Source organism: Dyella sp., from assembly GCF_051954575.1.
Taxonomy (GTDB): Bacteria; Pseudomonadota; Gammaproteobacteria; order Xanthomonadales; family Rhodanobacteraceae; genus Dyella_B.
In genome coordinates this window covers 1-15,297 of sequence record NZ_JBQCHP010000035.1, presented here as the reverse complement: position 1 = coordinate 15,297, position 15,297 = coordinate 1, and the positions used below count along the sequence as shown (strand labels likewise).

Here is a 15,297-nt window from a genome sequence, read left to right as displayed (position 1 = left end):
AAAAATTCCACTCAATGCTTCCAAAATTTCTACAATGGTTCGAGTGAGGATGCGCGCATGCGCGATCGGTTCGATGGCGTGCAGCTGTTCGTGGAAGTCGTCGAGGCCGGCGGTTTTGCGAGGGCCGGTGAGCGGCTCTCGCTCACACGCTCTGCGGTCGGCAAGGCGATCGCCCGGCTGGAAGAGCGGCTCGGCGTGCAGTTGTTTCAGCGGACGACCCGATCCCAGAATCTTACGGAGGACGGACAGCAGTACTACGAGCGGTGCCTGCGTGCGATCGAAGAATTACGCGCCGCCGAAGCGATGCTGGAAGATGGGCGGCGCGAAGTGGTCGGAAAGCTGCGGGTTACGCTCCCCACGCTGTTTGGCCGCTACTGCGTCGCTCCGATTCTGCGAGCCTATGCACGGCAGCATCCCAGGCTCGAGCTCGAGCTCAATTTCAGTGATCGTCAAGTCGACCTGATCGCCGAAGGCTTCGACCTGGCGGTTCGCAATGGCGCCCCAGGCAATGGCTCCGCTCTGCGAGCCCGCCGCTTGGTGAACCAGCGTAAGGTTCTATGCGCGTCCCCCGCCTATCTGGCAAGAAAGGGTGAGCCCCGTTCTCTTGAGGACTTCGTCCATCACGACCTGCTGCCGTACTGGCGCAACGAGCATGGAATGGCTTGGCAACTCCCGGATGCCACTGATGCATTGGTAACTATCCAGCCAACTTCTCGTTTGAGATTCGACGACCTGGAGGTCATCGCCGACACCGCAGCCGACGGCATGGGTCTAGCCTGGCTGCCGTACTGGTTGATCCGTGAGCGACTGCGACGGGGCGTACTGGTGGAAGTCTGGGGCCATCGGCCGACCGCGGTCATGGAATGCTATGCCGTATGGCCTGCCGCCCAGTACCTGCCGCTCCGATCCCGCCTCGCCATCGATACGCTCGCCGCCGAGCTTCCGAAGTGCCTGGACGACTGAAAAGCAGGTGCAGCCCTTCTACGTTCCTCGGGACCACGTACACCCCTCTGTCCGAGCAAGCGAGAGTGATATGACAAGGCAAAGCAAACGAGGCTTGTGGTTTCGCATCGCCCTTGCATTCTGCGGGCTCGCCGGGAGCGCATTGCATGCGCAGGCGCAGACCGAACCCGTGGTACGCATTGCCGAGCTGGTCATCGATCCGTCGCAGCTGGATGCGTACAAGGCGGCGGTCAAGGAGGAAATGCAAGCCGCAGTGCAAAGCGAGCCCGGTGTCCTGGCCATCTATGCGGTGGCGGAAAAGGACCACCCCTCCACGATGCACTTCTTCGAGATCTATGCGAGCGAGGCGGCTTATCGAGCGCATATCCAATCGCCGCACTTCAGGAAATACGTTTCCACAACGCAGACCATGATCCGGTCACGCAAGCTGATCGAGACATTGCCCGTCCAGCTCAGCGCAAAAAAGGGAGCGCCTGGTTTCAATGACCTTGAGCCATAACGCTCCGATCCGCCTCTAAGAATGGAAATCTCGCCAATGTGAGCGCCAGTCGCCCAGAGCAGGTCACAGATAATTTGGGCGCATACCTACCGGGCGTGCCGATCGCGTTTGATGGGCGGGCGTACTACGCAAAGTATCAGCTTCCGATCTCCGCGATTACGGCCATGTGGTTAAAGAACACTCTTTTGAGCATCCAACGCACAAGCGGCCGTTAAACGATTCGATGTATGCGTCTTGGATGGCGGGCGACGTCCCCCCGCTTTTGAGTAGCGCAACGGTTAGTCCGTGAACTACAAGCGCGTGGAGCGGCTGTATCAGGGGGAAGGGCTGCAGGTGCGCCGAATCGCACATCGCAACCAAAGTAAGGGTTGTAGCTCTCGATTTCTGAGGCCACCTCGTCTGCAGAACCCTCCGTGCAACCGAAATTCAAATGAGACGTCCACGTACTCGGCCAGTTCTTTGGCGGTGCAGGCGACGTAGGCGATTGCCCCGGCAGGGTCAACAGCGGCGGCAATGATCTCTTGATCGTACTCGTTGACGTCAACGCCATCTCCCCGCGTGGTCGTTGCCACCGTGCGCTGCGATGAACATGGCAACAGCCGACCGGCAATAGGATTCGATTTCGTTGTTGTCCTCTGCTCTTGCCTGATCGAAGCGCGCGATAAGCAGAAGATCGGATCCTTTGAAAAGCGCGGCAAACAAGCGGGCAGACTGGAGAGGGTCGGGCACGCTCAGAAGCGCCTTTGCGTGCAACTGACGCAACAGTGCCTCGATTTGAGCGATGACATGGGCGGGGCCGGCTTCGTAATGGAGCTTGCTTAACGAGCTTTGATTCGTCCTGTCGGCCATGACCATGGCTTCAACACTGCGGACGTCTGATCTCAACAGCGTGCGAAGCAGTAATGCTCCCACCGCCATCAGCCGATCTTCGACCGAACCGTCGACGCCTTCAAGAAGGGATTGTGGTGCAAAAAACTGATGGCAGCCGGCCGCGATGGCCGCACTGAACAGCGCCTCCTTGTTCTCGAAGTGCCGATAGATGCTGAGCTTGGAGATCTTCGCTCGCTGGGCGACCTTGTCCAATGTCGTCGCTTGAAAACCCAACTCCACGAAGAGTTCGCGCGCGGCGTCGACGATCGTTTGGCCAAGGGCCTCGTTGGGGGGCCGACCGCGCCGGCCCTGGCTGTTTTCGGTCACGACAATTACGGTCCTTGACGGTATCCTAAATCTTGAATTACGATACCATTCAGTATCTAAATCTGCAAGCCAGCCCCAACCCAACCTCCCTCATCCACATACGGAGTCCATCACCATGGATGACGTCATCATCATCGGCGGCAGCTTTGCCGGTCTTGCCGCGGCTCTGCAGCTCGGCCGTGCCCGCCGCAAGGTTACCGTTCTCGATACCGGCCTGCCGCGCAACCGCTTTGCTGGCCATTCGCATGGGCTGCTCGGCCACGATCACAAGCCGCCGCTGGACATCCTGGCGGAGGCGCGACAGCAGCTGGCGCGCTATCCCACGATCAGGCTGGTCAATGCCCGGGCCGAGAGCATCTCCGGCGCCATCGACGATTTCTCTGTCGTCACTGCCGATGGTGGAAGCCTTAAAGCGCGCCGCCTGATCCTTAGCTATGGCGTCGCCGATCAGATGCCTGACGTTCCGGGCTTTGCCGAAGGCTGGGGAACCTCCATCGTGCCCTGCCCCTATTGCGACGGCTTTGAAGTCGCCGGCAAGCATTGGGGCCTCGTGTGGTCCGGTCCGCAGTCGCACAACCAGGTCAGGCTGTTCCACGATTGGACCGACAGGTTGACCCTCTTCGCCGATGGTCACGACATTCCGCCTGATATCCGGGCCGATCTAGCGCGCCGCAACATACCTGTCGTCGATGGCCGGATCACCACGATCGCCCATCACGGGGGCCATAGCGCCACCGTCAATCTCGATGCCGGCCCCCATGTCGCGGTCGACATCTTGTTCGCGCATCCGCGCAACCAGCCGTCCGCAAGCCTGCATGAATCACTGGGCCTGGCCACAGTCAATACGCCCCTAGGCATTGTTCTCAAGGTCGACGAGCGCCGCGAAACCAGCACGCCCGGCATCTACGCCGCCGGCGACCTCGCCAACCCCCTCATACCCTCGGTCACCACGGCATCATGGCAAGGCGCGATGGCCGGTATCTTCGCCCAGCAGTCGATGCTGGTTTGAGAACACAGATTCCATTCCGTGTAGATCGATCAGAAGACCCAAGACGCGATCTTGAAAGACATTCGAACGGCCTTGGGCAGATTCGAATCCCCGGGCGAGCATCGATCGACTCGGCGCCTCCGATCTCCGCAGCAAATACGGGGTGGACGTGCTGGTCGAGGCGATCGATCTTGCCTCGCCGGGCGCGGCCAGCCGCTTGAAATGCAGTCTCGACGCGAGGTCGGTGACCGTCGACCTCTTGTTGAACAATGCCGGATAGTGCGTGGAATAGATCAGAGCATCCTTAACTCTGGAGCGCTGGCGTGTGGGGCTCTTCGAACAAGCGGGCTGACTGCAGCAGCTGACCAGCCTCGTGCTTCGGCCTATATGCGCAGCGTCGTTTGTTCGCCCAGGCTTCACCAACGGAAACTCCGACCGTAGCAAACCACCTATTGCCACGGCGTCCCGCTAAATTGCGCCCAGCAGCGATTACGGTGAACTCCGCTTACTTCGCGCACCCCATGTATTGAGCTGGGGAATCTTCGAAAATTCCTCGGCGATGAAGTCCATGAATACGATGGCCCTTTTCGGCACTAGCCTGTTCGCCGCATAGACGATTTGCATCGGCACCGGCGGGGCGGCGAACTCGTTCAGAATGATTTGCAGACGGCCGGATTTGAGTCCTTCTTCGAACAGCCATGCCGGTCCCTGACCGATGCCAAGGCCCGCATTGACCAATGCGCGTGCAGCTTCAGGAGAATTGACCCTGATCCGGCCGGACACCGGAACCTCCGCATCCTTGAAGCGCCACGTTGCTCCCGATGCCAGCAATGTATAGATCACGCAATCGTGATCTGTCAGGTCGCCTGGGATTCGCGGCATACCGCGTTTTGCCAGATATTCTTTGCTCGCCACGCAAACGCGCCTGAAGGATCCAATACGCCTCGCGCGAAGCGCACTGTTCTCCAGATGGCCTATACGAATGGCCAGCTCAGCCCCTTCGTCGAGCAGGTTGACGAAGCGATCGCCGATCTGCAGGTCCAGCTCCATCTCCGGATAGCGCTGCAGAAAGGCAGGCACGAGAGGCATCACATACATGTGCGACAGCGCCGTTGGGCAGGCCACTCGGAGAAGTCCCGATGGCTTGACGTTCTCTCGCAGCGACATTTCCGATTCGGCTACCGCATCGAGTATGCGGCGAACCTCGGCGTAGTAACGCTCACCCTCAGGCGTCAAGACGAGCTTACGCGTTGAGCGGTTAAGCAGCCGAGTCTGCAGATGTTCTTCCAGCGCAGCCACATAGCGGCTGACGTTGGGTTGCCCAATGCCTATGTCACGCGCTGCGGCAGAAAAGCTTCCGGTCTCTACGGCACGGGCAAAACAGGTCATTACCAAGAACCGGTCCAATCTTCCCGCCTACATTCATGCCTGGATTGCATAAATGCTATGCAGGAAAGGGGTCTTATGGCAAATCCAGCATGGACTCATGCTAGCTGATACCGAAGGACTGCCGGCGCGGCAGACCCGGCATCAACGACAGGAGCAGCCCATGGCACGCCTAGCAGGCAAACGTACCCTCATCACCGGTGGCACCAGCGGTATTGGCTTGGAAACCGCACGGCAGTTTCTGGCCGAGGGCGCGCGCGTCATCGTAACCGGAGTGAACCCGGACTCCATTGCCAAGGCCAAGGTCGCGCTTGGCGAGCAGGTGCTTGTGTTACGTGCTGATTCGGCCAGCGTCGCCGCGCAGCAAGATCTGGCGCAGGCGGTAAAAGAACATTATGGCCAGCTCGATATCGCGTTCCTCAACGCGGGCGTCGCGGCCTGGGCACCGATCGAGCAATGGACCGAACAAGCATTCGATGCGTCGTTCAACATCAATGTAAAAGGCCCGTTCTTCCTCATGAAGGCACTGCTCCCCGTATTCGCCAGCCCTGCGTCGGTGGTGTTCAATACGTCGGTTAGCGCGCACGTGGGAGCCGCCCAATCGTCGGTGTATGCGGCGACCAAGGCCGCGTTCTTGAGCATGACAAAAACCCTTTCAAGCGAACTGCTTGAACGCGGCATTCGTATCAACGCTGTAAGTCCTGGCCCCGTCGAGACGCCGTTGTACGACAAGCTTGGCATTCCCGATGCCTATCGCGACCAGGTCAACAAAGACATTGCCGCAAGCATCCCGCTTGGTCGTTTCGGCACGCCGGGCGAAATCGCCAAAGCAGTGGTGTACCTCGCCTCCGATGAATCGAAGTGGACGATTGGATCGGAACTCGTCGTCGACGGCGGGCGCCTGATCAATGGTTGAGCGATTCCATATATGAGAAGTCGCGATGCGCCGCACCCTCATCTGATGGCACCCATAAAGGAGGGGGACTCTTTGTGATCGGTGATTGCAATGCAATTAGCTTCTGTTTGAAGTCGCTATCGCTATCGACCTGAAATATGTCCTGCGTTGGCACGCGCTCATCAAAGCTGTAATCCATTTGAATTACATGCCGCGAGCCACCTCTCGCTAGCCCCTTGTGGTCACCAGCTCCCCGGCGCGCGTAGCCGAGCCATACGGGTGCGCCGCCAAACTGTTGAACATGTTTTTGGAATGCTCAAGGCATGGATGGGGTCGGCGCATTTCCTCATGCGAACCTTGCCAAAGGTCGCCACCGAAATGAGCTTGTATGTGCTGGCTTACAACAGTTTCAGCACATACGATCAGCTCAAATCATTCGGCCATACATATTCTTCGCCCGTGATCGTATTCGCGCGTCGAAGCGCCACACAACTGACGTCGGTCTTTCGCTCTCGATTACGTGCCGGCCGGCATGTCACCAAGACGTTCGCGCAACTGACCTCGGTAACGGCGACTACACGGCACACTGGCACCATTGCGCATGCCCAGGCGCGCATCGCCGGTTTCCAGCGGCTCGATCTCCACAAGATAGTCGAGGTTGACGAAATAGCCGCGATGCACTCGCAGGAAGCGTGCCGGGTCCAGCCGCGCCTCAATGCCAGCCATCGTACTGCGCAATGGGTAGTCGTGTCCGCGCACATGCAGGTTCACGTAGTTGCCCGCAGCCTGCAACCACTCGATCTCGCTGGCGTTAACCAGGAAATCTTTGCCCAACTTACGCACCAGGAAACGCTCCGGCCGCTCTACCGGCTCTACCGGCGGCCCTTCGTCCGGTTCGGCCAACAGCTTTGCCTCGCCCTGCTGGCGCAGCAACCACAACCGCGACAGGCAAATCATTGCGACGATGACGAAGTAGCTTCGGATGTCCTTCAAATACTCGTAGCCGAAGTTCGGCCACCAAGCACCAAAACGGTAGTGCCCGCCAGTCATCCCATAAACCATCTTGCGCAGTCCGACCATCCCAATCACGTGCATCAGGCTGAACGCCACACTTGTCAGCAGATGCCGCGGCAGGCTGTGGCGCCACGTATCGAAACGGAACGGCCAGCGCCGCTCCACCGCCTTCACGAATGGGATCAGCAGCAGAATCAGCAGCGAACTGCTTGATTCCCAAACCCACGGCTCCCAGGCCGCCGTGCGTGCATGGTCGATCCGCGCAACGATGCCATTAAACAGCGTATTGAGGGTATACAAGGCGATCCAGAAGGCAGCCTCGATCGATGGGCGCCAACGCTGAAAATCCCTGTATCCAACATCCGCCTGCTCGTTCATCCCGACGATTATACGTAGCCGTGGCGCAATCCCCATGCGGCCCGTCCCACACCGTAGTCGTTTCATCCCTCACCACCCGCAATCCGTCACCACGCACTGGGAATGGCGGTAACGCAAGTCCATGCTGGCCTCTGTCACTCCAGTTCGAGGCGATACGATGAAAAGACGCGACTTGCTGAAAGCTGCCGCCACCCTTCCACTAACGCCCTTGCTGATGCGCAGCGGCACGGCCTTGGCACATGGCGTCGGAACGATGGCGATCAACTTACGCTCGCGGGTACGTCCAGGCCAGCCGGGCTGGCCGGCAGCCACGGAATGGGACCGGCTGAAACGGCGGGTCGGCGGCCGGCTGCTGAAGCTGGAATCGCCATTCGTCTCTTGCAGCGCGTCGCAGACGGACAGCGCGTGCGCACAGATGCTCAAGCAGCTGGACAACCCGTTCGCGGTGGGCGACAGCCCCGAACTGACCCAGACCAGCGGGTGGGCCGATGCCTGGACCTCGCAGCCCAGCGCCTACGCTGTGGCGGCGAAAAGGGCCGCCGACGTGGTCGCAGCCATCAACTTCGCGCGCCAGCACCATTTGCGATTGGTGGTGAAAGGCGGCGGTCACAGCTACCAGGGCACATCGGATTCGGCGGATTCACTGTTAGTGTGGACGCGCCACATGAACCAAGTGAGGCTGCACGACGCCTTCGTGCCGCAAGGCTGCGCCGGCTACATAGCGCCGCAGACGGCAGTGGACGTAGAGGCGGGAGCCATGTGGATCGACGTCTACAACGCCGTAACCACCCACGGCGCTCGCTACGTGCAGGGCGGTGGCTGCACTACGGTGGGCGTGGCCGGATTGGTGCAGAGTGGTGGCTTCGGCAGCTTCTCGAAGCGCTGGGGCACGGCAGCGTCCAACCTCCTGGAAGCGGAAGTCGTCACCGCCGACGGCCAAGTGCGCATCGCCAATGCCCGCACGAACCCTGAACTGTTCTGGGGTCTCAAGGGCGGCGGTGGTGGCAGCCTAGGCGTGGTCACGCGACTGACCCTACGCACCTTCGAGTTGCCCGAGTTCTTCGGCGGGGTGAACTTCACCATCAAGGCAGACTCGGACGCGGCCTATCGCGCCTTGATTGCCGAGGCGGTGAGCTTCTACCAGCGCGCGCTGTTCAATCCGCACTGGGGTGAGCAGATGAAGCTCTACGGCCGCAACATTCTGGAGGTCTCGATGATGTTCCAGGGCCACTCCAAGCAACAGGCCGAACAAATTTGGACCCCCTTCCTCGAGTGGGTGCAGGCCCGCAAGGACTGCCAAATCACCAAGCCGTTCGAGGCACTAGCCGCGCTGGCCAAGCACCTGTGGGACGCCGAATTCCTGCGCAAATACCTGCCGGACGCCATCGCCATGGACGACCGCCCAAACGCGCCGCGCGACCGCTTCGCGTGGGCCGGCGACCGGGAGCAGGCGGGCTCGTTCATCCATGGCTACCAATCGGCATGGCTTCCGGCCACTTTGTTGCAACTAGATCAGCAAACGAAACTCGCCGATGCGCTGTTCACCGCCGCGCAGCACTGGGGCGTCTCGTTGCATTTCAACAAGGGCTTGGCCGGCGCACCGGTTGATTCGATCGACCGGGCTCGCGACACTGCCACGCATCCGCAGGTGCTCGACGCTTTTGCGCTCGCAATCAGCGCCAACGGCGGTGATCCTGCTTTTCCCGGCATGCCCGGCGCAAAGCCCGATCTGGCCAAGGCGCGGCGCGATGCGGCCGCCATCGAACATACGATGGCCGCGTTGCGTGCCGTGGCGCCGAATGCGGGCTGCTACGTCTCGGAAAGCGACTACTTTCTGCGTGACTGGCAGCAGGGATTCTGGGGGAGCAACTATCCCCGTCTTGCCGCGGCGAAACGCGAGTACGACCCGGATGGCCTGTTCTTCGTGCATCACGGGGTCGGCAGCGAGGACTGGAGCCCAGACGGCTTCACTCGATTGCGGAGATAGAGAGTAAATCCACATGCGCCCAGTTTTCGCGGCCATGCGTGGAGCCGAGACTCGAATGCGCCGATCGAAGCGAGCGTAGATTGGGGTACAAACCCCAACATCGCGATCTATGCATGCATGGCAGTGTCGCGGTTTGCACCCCAGCCTGCGTGACACGCGAAATAAATCAGAATCTGCTCAAAGGGATTGTACCGGCAGCCCCATCACTGAACCGTCGTAAGTAAGCTCCACAATCACGGTCGGTAAGTCGGAGGAGGCTTTGGGAAGTGAGAAGCTGAATCCGCCTCCTGGGTCGGAACGCAGCGTCAGGTCCGTCTTTTCACCTAACACTTGAGCGCGTAATAGCCTTGGACCTGCAGTGAATGCAGGAATGCTCATGCTGGTGGGTGGCACAGAGCCATTGCTCGGTAAGAGGTGCAAGAAAATCGTCTTGCCTGACCGCGTGGAGCCAGCCGTAGCGGAGGGCAGGAACGGGCCGCCGCGTGTTCCGTAGATGGCCTTGCCGTGGCTTTGCAACCAGCGGCCCAGCTCATCGAGGCGTTGCAGTTGATCGTTCGGGATATGGCCGTCCGGTGCAGGCCCCACGTTCAGCAGAAGATTTCCGTCGCGCACCACCGTGTTGGTCAGCAGCAGCACGAGTTCTTGCAGCGATCGCGGTTTTGCGCCGGGTTGATAACCCCACGTGCCGGCAAGTGTCACGCACAACTCCCATGGCTGTGTATTGTCAAAATCGCCGAGTCGATCTGCACCTTCCCGTGTTCGCCAGTCTCCCGGTGCCGAGGTTCGATCATTGATCAGGATGTGCGGCTGGAGCTGATGAAGACGCCGGCTGACAAGATCATCCTGCCACGAGAACTGCCCCGAATAGGGTTTGTCATGCGCACGCGATTTCCAGCTTGAGCCGTCGAATTCAATGCCGCCGAAGCCGAGCCATTGCTCACCGCCGCCGTCAAACCAGATTAAATCAAGCTGGCCGTAGTCCGATGCCAGCTGTTCGATTTCCTTGTGATACTGCTCGCGCATCGCCTCGGCGGATTCAAGGTAAAGATCGGGGAAAAAATACCCGGGAAAGCGCCAGTCGAGGGGGGAGTAATACAGACCTGCACGCATCCCCTGCGCGTGCGCTGCGCGCATGTACTCGCCGACGATATCCTGATGCGCGGCCGTACGCATCGAATTGAAATCGTTCGCATGCGAGTCGAACAATGAGAAACCGTCATGGTGGCGCGCAGTCAGTACCATGTACTTCATGCCGGCCCGCCGGGCCGCTTTCACCCACGTTTCGGGTGCATGGGGATCCGGTTTGAATGCGTCCGCGAGCTTTGCATATTGGCGATGAGGAATGCGTTCGTTGAACATGGCCCATTCGCCGTGGCCTAGCACTGAATAGATCCCAAAATGGATAAACATTCCGAATCGCGCTTCGCGCCACCAATGGACGCGCTGGTCTGCATCAGGCCCTCTACGCACCTCGGCCAGTCCGAAAGGAGGCGGCGGGAGAGTGGCGCTTTGGGCGTTTCCCGATGCGCTGGCCGAAGATTGTGCGGTGTCTTTTGTATGGGTAACTGCTGAGTCTGGCGAGGTCGCCCAGGCACAGATCGGGGCCCATAGAAGCAGCACATAGACGAGAACTCGAATGCTATTCATAGTAGGCCGAAATGTGATGGGTGATCCCAGACTCGTCGAATCCCGAATTCAGGTCGTTACGTCAATGCTATTTCAAAGCGGGTCGTCATTCCGGCGAAGGCCGGCATCCAGTCTAAATATGCATCCGAAGGACACAACAATTCATATGTTGAGTGCTTCGCACTGCACTATTTGAACTGGATGCCGGCCTTCGCCGGAATGACGAGCAAAACGGTCAGGCATCGCGAATCTGGCTACTGCGTTGCTCCTGCTGCAGCACTCTATCGTTCGCCGCTGGTTGCGGCATTGCGAAGAACACAAGAGACGCTTGCGAAAATTGAAGCTGCGCAGCAGCAATTTCCCGGGCAGGCGTGATGGTTTTGCCTGCTGGTCAGTGCCGCGAGGCTTTCCTGTCGCCTCTATCAAAGTGCGATAGGGTGACTGGTTGGTGCCGTACGGCACGGCAACAGCGACTTGCCGCACGGAACGCCATCGACCTGGGCTTAGCGCAGCGACATGCCGCCCGATTTCCAATAGTTGACGGTCTTGTTGATCGACATAGGTTCCGGCTCATCGAAGCCGTGTGGTGACGCGGAAGGAGCCCGATCAATCATTCAACCGGACCGCTGCGGTGCGGTTGCGCCAACATGCGTTGTCATTGCTTCCGTGCAGCCCACATCGGCTGCACCTGCCACACAGGCGGCCGCGACAGCGCCTGGCGCGAGTACAGCCGTTGAAGGCACGACCATACCCACGCCAGCCTCACCGATTCCCGTAGCCGCACCCGCAACTGCAACCGCAGTGCCGCCAACCTCCACCACTGTAGTGACGGAGCAGCCCATGTTGTCGTTGGCGCAAAACATTGCCACTCAGATGGGATGTGGCGCAGTCAAAGCCCATGGCGAATCCGGATATATCGCACCCTGTGGTTCGAATGGCGTCTACATCGGTTGCGACGCGGGCCGGTGCCGGCCATTGCATACTATTAAGGCAACACTGATCAAGTATCGCCGTCGTCACCAGCCCTGTCTGTTCGCAGGCCACAGGGCCGTCGGCGAAGGCAGACGGCCGTCTGTCGAGACGGGTACCTGCGGCATGTGGACAGACAGGGCTGGCCCCACAGGTTGAATTTGAATGAGGGGGTGATGTCTGGAAGGCCCGCATGCTGCGTCGCGCGGCTTGGCAAGACGGCCAGTCTTCCCGGCGCCACGCAACACACCCTGCGAGCCTTCCAGACATCATGACGACGGCGATACTTGATCAGTGTTGCCTTAAGCTGGAAGGTGATGAATAGGCGGGGCTTAATACCATCGACGCGAATGGCACAGATACAAGCCACGCGGTGTCCGCGTCCCATAGCGAATACTGGATATTGGCGTTTCTTTCGGCCCACCCACGACGGCTGCGGAAATTAATATGACATGCTGAACCCCACGCGCAAGAACGCTGCCAGCTTCGCCACATCCAACGAACCGATACCCGCCCCGGGGTTGTACCGAGTCGCCCCTTGGTAAAACCAATTGTCTCCGGCACGAACACTACGAAAAGGCGAGAACCTCCCATAGCCGAGGATATTCTGGAGCGCATAGATCTGCGGATTCCACCATCCAATGCGATGTCCCACGCTCTGCCTCAACAGTGCATTGATGCCATTGAGCTGTGCCGATACGAAACTGGTTCCGCCTTCTCCGCTCTTGAGGCCGCCGTCGGTGGTCGAAACGTAGACATAGCCCGTTTCAGGATCGGCATCCAGAGAAATATCCGGCAGATTGCGGCCCGCAAAACCGCTAGGCATATTCAAAATCGTGGTGCAATTTCCGAGCAGATCGCAGAAGACCACCGCCTGCTCCGGCTGGCTGGTTTGAATGCCGGCCGTGGCACGCTGATAGAACGGTGTGGGCCAGTACACACTCACGCCACCACCGCCGCCCTCTGAAAACAAGGACACGCCCTGGTTGAGGTAGGTTGCGTAATAATTCTGGATGTAATCCCAGCCCCATACGCTTTCCTGGGTGATGGATTCCTCCGGGCCATTACCGAAGGCGTAGCTGTAGGGCACCGTCGTGCCTCCCGCCGCGGTGATGTACGGATCGGAAGCAGGCGAATCCACGCTGAGCGGCACGCTGTAACCTACCGCATCTGCGAAGTATGCGTTGACGTCGTACGCCCCGGAATCGCCGGCTGCCGCGAAGACTGATTGACCTTGGGCGGCTGCCTCCAGGAATAACTTGTGGAAGGCGCGCAGATCACCCACGTCGGTAGTATCACTGGCGTTGCCTCCCGCCCACGCGGCAAAGCTGAAGAACTCAGGCGCGCCCCAACTGGTGGAAAGGCTGTCGGCGATATTGTCCGACACGGCTTGCGCAAACGCATCCAGATAGCCTTCCGCCGTGTTGGGAGCGTCATAGACGATGATGTCGGCCCAGGGGGCAATACCGCCCGCTTGTTCCACAGCGATGGCCGTTTCGCCACTACCACTATCGATCGCCCCGCCACCGTCCACGTGCACCTGCCGGATGCGGTTTTGCCGGGTGGCCAGACCGATGTCCGACCAATAGGTAGTCGCATCGCCGGGATAGAAATTGGACAAGGTCACGATGCCCACGGTCGCACCCCTGCCGACTACACCACGCTCATAAAGCGGATTGATGTCGTAAAGATTGGCGACATCGCCCACGGTGTACTGCCCGGGGATACCGGTTGCCGTGGAATTTCCGCCGGAAAGCTTGTTCAGCGACAGCGCCTGGATATTTTCAACCAGAGCCTGCGTTGAAAGACGATGCGGGCGATATACATGCTCCGTACTCAGCCCGGTTGCAACATCGACCACATCGGCGATGGCCGAAGGCATTCGCAACGGCAGGATTGGCTTGTGGAAGCGCCGCCCGCTTCCGCTTGCGACGTAGTCGTGTATGGACGTCCGAAACAGTTGCCCGAACTGGCCCAACGTTCCGCTGACGCGAATTGCCACATGGTTGGGCAGTACTTCACCGCGCAGACCCTGCTTCTGCAGATATGCTTGCACGCGCGCGATATCGCTGTCGTTAGCGCCATATTGCTGCGCAAAATGGCGGGTGGTCAGGAACTGCAGGTAGTGCGCACTACCTGGCGTAACGGTTTGCCTGACGTAATTATCCAGCGCAACTTCGTTACGCAATTTCAGGAACAGCGTAACGTTCACAGGCTCACTTGTGGGCGCCATGCCGGCATCGATGGCCGGTGTCGGCTGCACTGCCCACGCCTTTGCGCTTGTACAGGCCAGCAGCAGGCCAAGGGACAGAACAAGTGGTTTGCAGCGTAACGTTGCGAACATGGCGTGCCTCCTTGAACCAGGGATGCCCGCTTGCCGAGTCACCTGGGTGCCGTGGATAACGTTTATCGTCTTCCGGACTTCATGCTGCGAGCCGGCCGACTCCGAGCTCATCGCCTACCCGCAGAGCGAGGATAAATGCCCTGCGTATGGGCAAAACTGTGCGTAGATACAACCAGCCGCAAACATCACGATGAAAGTTGAAAGGCACGACAAACGAGCCAGTGCCCAGGTGCGTATACACTTTCACTGATGCGAGGAGGATCAGCGTGGCCATGACGCCAGTCCAAGTGATGCAAGATTCAGCCCGCTCCCGGAGTCATATTTCCAACGCCTTGGCCTGACGGATCACCGGATTTAATGTTGCAGCGGGTACGTGCAGCGGGGGTGAACAGCTGCGCCGAAGATTTGCGGCTTTTAGAGAACTATCCGCCGAACGACATGAGGACGCACGATTTGTCCGGTCAAACAGCGCGAGTCGGAATGCTCGTCGCTACGGCAGGATGAGCGCAAGACGTGATTCAAGTCGAAGAAGCACGATGCTCCCGTTGTTGCGGTAACGCAGGGCCGAACCTTCCTGAGTATCGGTTTCATCGTTACATATTCAGTGGACATCCGGGCCTTGCAAAGCCATCGAGCGCCAGTTTGATTTGGTGCCGAGTGACTGTAACAAGGTCGACCAAATGAATTTGCCTTGCGAAGAGCGCGACTTCACGTCTTGCGCCTGCGTTGCGCTAACGGCGATCGCCAGGAAGGAAAGCTAAAAACAGCGATTGCGGAATGACCGCCATGCTGACCCTCCAATAGGTCCAAATTCATCCCTATACATCACGGTTAACCAGATGCCCGAACCTAGCTGCCTTGGCAATCGGGCCGAGGCGGGCGGCCGTAGCCGCATGGCATTACATTTTATTAATATACTCACGAGTATAGTTACTCCATGTCGAGAGACATCAGTCCCACCGCCTAGCCTGGCCTCCCCTCCTCGCTATGCAGCGTAAAGATGGATGACCCGAAGCCCGCAGGCTCCCCCTGCGGGCTTTTTATTGATAGG

General features: G+C 59.4%; 11 protein-coding genes and 1 pseudogene. 7 read left to right on the top strand and 5 right to left on the bottom strand.

Annotated features, from left to right (window positions below):
• Window positions 1-57: 57 nt before the first annotated feature.
• Both ACTHNE_RS05180 and ACTHNE_RS05175 read left to right on the top strand, forming a co-directional pair.
• Window positions 58-963, top strand: a complete 906-nt coding sequence (locus ACTHNE_RS05180) for a LysR family transcriptional regulator (protein ID WP_440268685.1) — start codon at window positions 58-60, stop codon at window positions 961-963.
• A gap of 94 nt (window positions 964-1,057) precedes the next feature.
• Window positions 1,058-1,462: a putative quinol monooxygenase gene (locus tag ACTHNE_RS05175; protein WP_324937271.1), complete on the top strand. Its 405-nt coding sequence runs from the start codon at window positions 1,058-1,060 to the stop codon at window positions 1,460-1,462.
• Window positions 1,463-2,002: 540 nt separating this feature from the next.
• Here ACTHNE_RS05175 and ACTHNE_RS05170 read toward each other — a convergent pair.
• Window positions 2,003-2,659 (bottom strand): TetR/AcrR family transcriptional regulator, encoded by a 657-nt coding sequence (locus tag ACTHNE_RS05170; protein WP_440268684.1) that lies wholly within the window; start codon window positions 2,657-2,659, stop codon window positions 2,003-2,005.
• A gap of 115 nt (window positions 2,660-2,774) precedes the next feature.
• On the opposite strand from ACTHNE_RS05170, the gene ACTHNE_RS05165 reads away from it, so the two are divergent.
• Window positions 2,775-3,668, top strand: coding sequence for an NAD(P)/FAD-dependent oxidoreductase (locus tag ACTHNE_RS05165; protein ID WP_440268683.1), 894 nt, complete (start codon window positions 2,775-2,777; stop codon window positions 3,666-3,668).
• A 468-nt stretch (window positions 3,669-4,136) separates the two neighbouring features.
• On the opposite strand, the gene ACTHNE_RS05160 is transcribed toward ACTHNE_RS05165, so the two are convergent.
• Window positions 4,137-5,036: a LysR family transcriptional regulator gene (locus ACTHNE_RS05160; RefSeq protein WP_324937264.1), complete on the bottom strand. Its 900-nt coding sequence runs from the start codon at window positions 5,034-5,036 to the stop codon at window positions 4,137-4,139.
• A gap of 160 nt (window positions 5,037-5,196) precedes the next feature.
• Between ACTHNE_RS05160 and ACTHNE_RS05155 the strand changes: the two genes are divergently transcribed.
• A complete protein-coding gene (locus ACTHNE_RS05155) occupies window positions 5,197-5,949 on the top strand; it encodes an SDR family oxidoreductase (protein WP_324937262.1) in 753 nt (250 codons plus the stop codon).
• 252 nt (window positions 5,950-6,201) lie between these two features.
• Window positions 6,202-6,333: pseudogene (locus ACTHNE_RS05150) on the top strand (transposase); the annotation flags it as partial.
• Between the two features lie 111 nt (window positions 6,334-6,444).
• Here the strand turns inward: ACTHNE_RS05150 and ACTHNE_RS05145 are convergent.
• Window positions 6,445-7,320, bottom strand: a complete 876-nt coding sequence (locus ACTHNE_RS05145) for a LytTR family DNA-binding domain-containing protein (protein ID WP_324937260.1) — start codon at window positions 7,318-7,320, stop codon at window positions 6,445-6,447.
• Between the two features lie 157 nt (window positions 7,321-7,477).
• On the opposite strand from ACTHNE_RS05145, the gene ACTHNE_RS05140 reads away from it, so the two are divergent.
• Complete coding sequence (locus ACTHNE_RS05140; RefSeq protein WP_440268682.1) at window positions 7,478-9,307, top strand: FAD-binding oxidoreductase; 1,830 nt, start codon at window positions 7,478-7,480, stop codon at window positions 9,305-9,307.
• 177 nt (window positions 9,308-9,484) lie between these two features.
• On the opposite strand, the gene ACTHNE_RS05135 is transcribed toward ACTHNE_RS05140, so the two are convergent.
• Window positions 9,485-10,954: an alpha-L-fucosidase gene (locus tag ACTHNE_RS05135; protein WP_440268681.1), complete on the bottom strand. Its 1,470-nt coding sequence runs from the start codon at window positions 10,952-10,954 to the stop codon at window positions 9,485-9,487.
• Window positions 10,955-11,125: 171 nt separating this feature from the next.
• Here ACTHNE_RS05135 and ACTHNE_RS05130 point away from each other — a divergent pair, with 171 nt between their 5' ends.
• On the top strand, window positions 11,126-11,308 hold the full coding sequence (locus ACTHNE_RS05130) for a hypothetical protein (RefSeq protein ID WP_440268680.1): 183 nt from the start codon (window positions 11,126-11,128) through the stop codon (window positions 11,306-11,308).
• Window positions 11,309-12,344: 1,036 nt separating this feature from the next.
• On the opposite strand, the gene ACTHNE_RS05125 is transcribed toward ACTHNE_RS05130, so the two are convergent.
• Window positions 12,345-14,246: a S53 family peptidase gene (locus ACTHNE_RS05125; RefSeq protein ID WP_440268679.1), complete on the bottom strand. Its 1,902-nt coding sequence runs from the start codon at window positions 14,244-14,246 to the stop codon at window positions 12,345-12,347.
• Window positions 14,247-15,297: the final 1,051 nt, after the last annotated feature.

Coding starts and splice junctions, on each gene's coding strand:
- ACTHNE_RS05180 (WP_440268685.1), top strand. CDS start 58: ATGCGCGATCGGTTCGATGGCGTGCAGCTGTTCGTGGAAGTCGTCGAG.
- ACTHNE_RS05165 (WP_440268683.1), top strand. CDS start 2,775: ATGGATGACGTCATCATCATCGGCGGCAGCTTTGCCGGTCTTGCCGCG.
- ACTHNE_RS05160 (WP_324937264.1), bottom strand. CDS start 5,036: ATGACCTGTTTTGCCCGTGCCGTAGAGACCGGAAGCTTTTCTGCCGCA.
- ACTHNE_RS05155 (WP_324937262.1), top strand. CDS start 5,197: ATGGCACGCCTAGCAGGCAAACGTACCCTCATCACCGGTGGCACCAGC.
- ACTHNE_RS05145 (WP_324937260.1), bottom strand. CDS start 7,320: ATGAACGAGCAGGCGGATGTTGGATACAGGGATTTTCAGCGTTGGCGC.
- ACTHNE_RS05140 (WP_440268682.1), top strand. CDS start 7,478: ATGAAAAGACGCGACTTGCTGAAAGCTGCCGCCACCCTTCCACTAACG.
- ACTHNE_RS05135 (WP_440268681.1), bottom strand. CDS start 10,954: ATGAATAGCATTCGAGTTCTCGTCTATGTGCTGCTTCTATGGGCCCCG.
- ACTHNE_RS05125 (WP_440268679.1), bottom strand. CDS start 14,246: ATGTTCGCAACGTTACGCTGCAAACCACTTGTTCTGTCCCTTGGCCTG.